At 37.8% G+C, this 6,859-nt stretch carries 4 protein-coding genes; 1 reads left to right on the top strand and 3 read right to left on the bottom strand.

What is annotated here, in order from left to right; translation table 11 throughout:
• The 3 genes from QXK50_07670 to QXK50_07660 all read right to left on the bottom strand — a co-directional run.
• The coding region (locus tag QXK50_07670) for a S8 family serine peptidase (GenBank protein MEM2009027.1) at nt 1-3,936 on the bottom strand (3,936 nt) is incomplete at its 3' end.
• Between the two features lie 201 nt (nt 3,937-4,137).
• Nucleotides 4,138-4,635, bottom strand: a complete 498-nt coding sequence (locus QXK50_07665; protein MEM2009026.1) for a 3-isopropylmalate dehydratase small subunit — start codon at nt 4,633-4,635, stop codon at nt 4,138-4,140.
• Nucleotides 4,632-5,879: a 3-isopropylmalate dehydratase large subunit gene (locus QXK50_07660; protein MEM2009025.1), complete on the bottom strand. Its 1,248-nt coding sequence runs from the start codon at nt 5,877-5,879 to the stop codon at nt 4,632-4,634. Before QXK50_07660 ends, QXK50_07665 begins: the two co-directional genes overlap by 4 nt.
• Before the next feature lie 172 nt (nt 5,880-6,051).
• On the opposite strand from QXK50_07660, the gene QXK50_07655 reads away from it, so the two are divergent.
• A complete protein-coding gene (locus QXK50_07655) occupies nt 6,052-6,849 on the top strand; it encodes a 1-deoxy-D-xylulose-5-phosphate synthase N-terminal domain-containing protein (protein MEM2009024.1) in 798 nt (265 codons plus the stop codon).
• Nucleotides 6,850-6,859 lie beyond the last annotated feature (10 nt).

Genomic DNA, 6,859 nt, shown 5'->3' with positions numbered 1-6,859 from the left:
TACTGTTACTGTTGTTGTTGTTGGTACTGTTACTGTTGTTGTTGTTGGTACTGTTACTGTTGTTGTTGTTGGTACTGTTACTGTTGTTGTTGTTGGTACTGTTACTGTTGTTGTTGTTGGTACTGTTACTGTTGTTGTTGTTGGTACTGTTACTGTTGTTGTTGTTGGTACTGTTACTGTTGTTGTTGTTGGTACTGTTACTGTTGTTGTTGTTGGTACTGTTGGAGTAGGCGTTACCGGGGTATACACAGATGTTCCTATATAGATAGCGTTATCTATATACAGTTCATAATTTATTGTATCTCCAGTTAAGCTATTATTGTACAAAAGATTGACGACTAGATCAAAGGGTCCTGGAGATGCTTGCAAAAGTATTTCTTGAGAATTAATTTCTACTAAGCCTATATAATACGATGGTCCTGTTGATACAATGTTAAGTGGTAACTCGATTTCTTGTGAAGATCCATCAGTATATCCAATAAGTGTTAATCTATGTTTAGTCAATGCAAAGTTTCCATCTACCGGTCTATTTATGAATAGGTACATGTATGTAGACGCATTTTCTGGTAGATAGTTATATAGATAATCAAATTCTCCCACTATGAGTATATCTCTTACGCCAACACCATAACCGAAAGCATTTATTTTTTCATATGCTGTATAGTTAGGTTCATTAAATTGTGATACAGATGACGACCTTACATGATTGGACACCTTAATTAAGGGATATCTTGATAAATCTAGGGTAAAGTCGTAACGAACTTTAGCTAGCTCAGTATTATTCCAATTGAATCCTTCGAGATAGTATGTAAGTGCATAAGTATCAAACATCTCAATGATGGATTCATTATTAATTGTCAACAGAGCATAAGATATGGGATATATTTGCGAGTATATGCTATAGCTTTTAGTAAATGTAGATCTAAATGTATGGCCTCGTCCAAAGCCATACGTAAAGTTGTGTGAATCAAGCCCTTCTAACAACATTGAGTAACTCCAAATAGTTGTACCTGCTAAAGGTGATGCGAGAGGTGCATAGAGGTAACCACCATCAATATTAAGACCGTGGAATTGATATGCTAATACATTTAGAGTATCACCATCTTCTGATTGTATTGCATGTTTATCAAGAGCTCGACCTAATGATAGTGTTACATTTGTATCAACAAGATATACTGTATATGATGGATAGGGAGTATCCCTATATATGCTACTATCTAAATCTACAACTCCTCCAAAGAGAAATAGAGCACCTTTACCGATTACTTCATCATCCGATATAGCGCTATGGACATGGTATAGTGTGACATTTACGGTCTTAGGCTCTACAACGATATACTCGTTTATTGGAACACTTGTATAAACTCTATAGAATACCCATACGAGTTCTGGCCTATCAGTATATGTTTCTGCTTTAATACCAAAGTATCCTGAATTCAGTTCAATTATGTAGTTGGGTGTAGAGAATCCATCTATGATTCCATATCTTATCTCAGCACTCTCTGAAGGATATAGATAGATTAGAGTTCCATCGCTATATGTGATGTTTTCAATAATATTGTTAGCAGGATCTCTAATCATCATATTGATTCCGTAGGATACGAAAGCATACCCTTGGAGCTCGTTAGCTGTAGTGATATATGTAGGTTCTACTTCAGCAAAGTCTATTTCTAGGCTATAAATATTCGTTACATTATCGGTTGAGATTACTGTATACACTATATATGGATTGATAAGCGATGCGATCTCGATAAGGTATATGGTGTCTGGATATAGAGGATAGAGTATAACCTCACCCTCATAGCTGTAACCTATCCAGCCCCAATCATACCCGTAGAGAGATAGACTTTGGCCTAGAGCGGGTGAGAAACCGGTGGCGTAGACAAATATTGGTTCAGGAGTGCCTTCAAATGATGCTGATACCGCTAGTATTTGTGGTTTAGAGATCCCCACCAATGCCTTTCCTATTTCCGTGTCACTACTGATGATTTTTAGAATTAAAGCATGATATCCTGTAGGAATTTGTGAGAAATCTATACTTAAGCTAACGTTTATGGAACTGTTTGCAGGAATTGTGACTTCTTGTGGATCTACTACAACAATATCATCACCTACTGGATCATACATCAAGCTAATCCAAGGCTTAAACTCTAGATCCACTGTAATACTTACATCTTCATTAAATGGATTGTATAGAGTTAAGTTAATGACTTCTATAGTATTTTCAAATGCAACAACATCTATACGTGCAGGATGCACAATAACAAGTTTTTCATTTAATAGTAGTTCCAGAAGTTTTGAAGCTTCAACGAATCCCGCACCTTGTGTAAATGGATCTAGATCCAGATCTAGTGCTGTCGAAATTATAATATCCTTAACTACTTCAGCTCTATTGACACCAAGACTCTCAACAATTTTGTTTAAAATTCCATACTCCCCCAGTAACTGTAACACTAGTGTTGCATAACCTGCTACATGTGGTGTTGCCATTGATGTACCAGATGCATAGACATGATATATTGATGCAGGTTCATCCATATATGTTTTCCAAGCTCTTGAAGAAGCAATATACACACCTGGTGCAACTACATCTGGTTTTAGTGTAGCATTTGGTGTTGGACCTCTACTAGAGAATTCTGCTATATTTAGCTCCTTGTCTACTGCTCCAACAGTTATAGCCTTGGATGCTACACCAGGACTTGCTATAGTAAAGTAGCTCGGGCCACTATTACCTGCAGCCACAACAACTACAACACCTTGTTCTACAGCCCAATTGACAGCAGCTACTAGAGGATCGTAGGAAAGGGTTGCTGATCCACCTAAGCTCATAGATATAACGTCTGCACCATTTTCAACAGCCCATTCAATACCTTCAATAATCCATGAATCATGACCATAACCTAGATTAGACAGAACTTTACCTATTATTAGATTAGCTCCTGGAGCTACACCTCTGACAATATCAAGATAACCTCCAACACCAGCAGCAGTACCTGCGCAGTGAGTTCCATGTCCATGACCATCAATCGGGGATTCATCTGCTTCATCATCAAAATCAAAATCAACAAAGCTTTCCATAGCAACAATCTTGGTCTCACCATCTATATAGAAATCTGGATGGTTCGGATCAATACCTGTATCAAGAACAGCTATAGTGTAGCCACTACCATTTATGTCTATGTTCCAGAGATCTGGTATACTCATAAGTGGGATACTTTCGTATAGCTGAATGCCTATATCCTCTCCTTTACTACTTACTCTGTGGATTCTGTCCAATACAATCTTATCTATGGATGAATCGTTTGCTAAAACCTTATAGAGTGTCTTAAGAACTTTCTCTCTTTCTTGTATTGGTACTCTAAGTGCTACAGAACTAATTATCTCCAGATTCCTGTGTTTTAGTTCCTTTAGTTCTTCAGTAGTTTTTTCTACGCGTTTCACTACATGTTCTAAAGGAACATTATTGCGAACCTTGATTATTAGCGGAATTCTGCCTCTAGTCATATTTATATGGTCAGCAAGAAGCCTAATGTTAAAGAGCTCTATATCAAACTTTTTCAAATCCACATCTTCAGGGACAACATATATTGTGTTACCCTTTGGAAATACATAGAAGTTCTTCCTAATATCAACAGCATCTATAGCCACAGATATCTTACCGTCTTTCTTCAGTATAGTTACAGAGTCTCCTGTTATAAGTGTTACACTCAAGGTTTCTCCTTCATTAAGACCTTCAATATCTTCACCCAGATTTAGAATATCTTCATCACTACTGATCTTAATTTTAGGTAGTTGAAAGTTAGGGTTCCAACCAGCTTGAACATCACTAGTATTATTATAATTTCTGTAGCTCTGCATCACGAAGTGGCTTACTATTGATAAGTATAGTAATACAACTATAGCTATTGATGCAAGCAGGTTCTTTCTGGAAATCAAAATCCCACCTACTGAATTCCTACATAGCGAGGTTAAGGATATATATATAGCTGACTGATCGTATTATTGGATAGGAAAAATAGTTAAAACAAAGGTAAATCAGTAGTGTAATCCAAACCTATGTATCATTTATAAACATCAACGCTAGGATAGAGGACAGTAAAATACGTGTTTTTACTATATTATGTTCATGTCATTCAGTTATTTTATGTTTTCTTTATCTAGATTTCTCAGATACTCAATGAGTCCTCCACTCTTTAGGATTTCTAGTGCCATGCCTGTTATACCTCTACATTTTACAGTTTTGTTACCTCTTACTCTAACTTCTCCAGTCTCTATATCTACTACAATTATGTCTCCCTCGTTAACTTCTTTAGATATCCCAGGACATACTATTGCAGGTAAACCATTGTTTATAGCGTTTCTATAGAATATTCTTGCAAACGATTCCGCTATAACTGCTTTAACACCTGCAGCTTTTATTGCTATAGCTGCTTGTTCTCTAGATGAGCCCATGCCAAATACTTTTCCAGCTACTATCACTGCTCCTCGGGCCTTCTTATGAAATTCTGGATCAATGGGTTCAAAGACATGTTGTGCGAGGTACTGTGGGTCTGTGAATCTTAAGTGTTTAGCAGGTATAATTACATCTGTATCTATTTTATCTCCTAACTTTATGACCTTTCCCTCGATAATCATATTACATCACCTGGTTCGGCTATTCTTCCGAGTATAGCTGTAGCTGCAGCTATAGCTGGTCCTGAGAGATATATTTTTGCTTGTGGACTACCCATCCTCCCTATGAAGTTTCTATTCGATGTAGATACAACTACTTCATTGGGCCCAGCTATGCCGAAGTGACCACCTATACATGGTCCACATGTACCGTATGTAACTATACAGCCAGCTTCAACTAGTGTCTGTATATAGCCTAACTCCATAGCCTTTCTAAACACATTCCAAGAGGCCGGTATAACTATACACCTTGTTTTTGCCTTTCTGCCTTTCATGATTTTTGCCGCTATCTCGAAATCGCTAAGTCTACCATTAGTACAAGAGCCTATGAAAACCATATCCACTTCTTCTCCGTCTACTTCTTCGACATATTTAACGTTATCAACGCTATGGGGTGCAGCTACTAAGAAGCCTACCTTATCAAGTTCAACTGTATACTCATCAATGTATTTAGCTCCCGGATCTGGTTGCACAGGTTTTACCTCAATACCTCTCATATCCATTAGATATTTTTCTGTAACAATATCTGGTATAAACATGAGGGCATCAGCATTCATCTCTATGCCCATATTAGCAACGGTTATCCTGTAGTCCATGGGAAAGGCTGAAGGTTCTTTGACAAATACCTCTATAGACATACCTACGAAGTAATCTGCTTTAAATACTCTCAAAATCTCGAGAGCAACCTCTTTTCCCGTAACAAACTCATTCTTAAGCTTACCTTCTAGAATTATTTTAAAGGGTTGGGGTACGGTGAGCCACGTCTTGCCCGTTATAATTGCTGCAGCTATATCACTGGCACCCATACCTTGAGCAAAAGCACCTAAAGCACCAGATGTTGTTGTATGGCTATCAGCTGCAACAACAACCTGGCCGGGAAGAACATACCTTTCTACGAGAACTTGATGCAATATTCCGTAACCGACATCATGAAATTTAGTAACATTCATTTCTCTAACAAATCTCCTTATAGTTTGCTGAATCTCAGCGCTTCTAGTATCTGGCGGTGGTACCAGATGATCGAAAGCCACAACAATACTCTCAAGCTTGTGTATCTTCTTGAGACCCGCGCTCTCCATAACCTCTATTACGTGGTATCCTGTCAGATCATGAAAAGCTACGATATCTACTCCTACTTCAACAATATCTCCAGGAGCTATAGACTTTCCAGCAGCTCTACTAACTATCTTCTCCATCAAGGTTTGCATATATTTCAACACCAAAGCATTCATTTTGTTAGGGTACAGGAAATTTAAATCATTCTAAGCTGAATAAATTTGTATGTACCATGTAAACACAAACTTTATATATACCCTCTAGAATAGATGTATGGTCAGCTGAATCCTGTTACAATATGGTGGGCTAGATGGAATTTTGTGGGTGAAGGGAGATGCAGCTCCAATATTAGAGAACATATCCAATAGCATAAACCAGATAAAGGAAATAGCAGAGAATGCTCGAAAAACCCTTCTTCTGGTAAGCCAACAGGAAAAACACATTCATCTAGAATCTTCATTGAGTTCACTCGACATAATAGCTACAATAGCCACAAGATTCCTTAGGAATAGTCCAATCAAGCTTGATAAGGATTGGCTAATTCTGAGTAAGGGTCATGCAGCACCAGCTCTCTATGCAATACTTTCAGAAATTGGTGTAATAGATAGAAATGAGTTATTCAAAATAAATAGCGTTAACTCTATTCTCCAAAACCATCCAGATATATCGATACCTGGAGTAGATATGTCTACAGGTAGTTTAGGACAGGGAATCAGTTTCGGTATAGGTGTAGCAGCATGGATTAAGCGGTGTGGAGGAAAAGGAAGAGTGTTTGTAATCCTAGGTGATGGCGAACAAGATGAAGGTCAAGTATGGGAGGCTATTACGAATGCACCTCTGCTGAAGCTTAACAACCTGATAGTTATAGTTGATTTCAATGAATGTCAACTTGATGGGAACACAGAGGATGTCAAACCCAAAAGCTACATGCCCTTCATATGGAGGATGGTAGGCTGGAAGGTTCTATGGTGTGATGGTCATAGCATATCAAGCATCATATTAGCTGTAGAAGAGGCACTAGAATCAGATAGACCTACAGTAATATTTGCAAAAACAATTAAAGAAAACTGTAGAAACAATACAAACAATGGTGATGTAGCAAAAGAGATGAACAAAAGCTGATCAAAAAGGG

The organism is Ignisphaera sp. (genome assembly GCA_038831005.1).
Taxonomy (GTDB): Archaea; Thermoproteota; Thermoprotei_A; order Sulfolobales; family Ignisphaeraceae; genus Ignisphaera.
This window is presented reverse-complemented; position numbering and strand designations above follow the sequence as displayed.

Coding starts and splice junctions, on each gene's coding strand:
- QXK50_07665 (MEM2009026.1), bottom strand. CDS start 4,635: ATGATTATCGAGGGAAAGGTCATAAAGTTAGGAGATAAAATAGATACA.
- QXK50_07660 (MEM2009025.1), bottom strand. CDS start 5,879: ATGCAAACCTTGATGGAGAAGATAGTTAGTAGAGCTGCTGGAAAGTCT.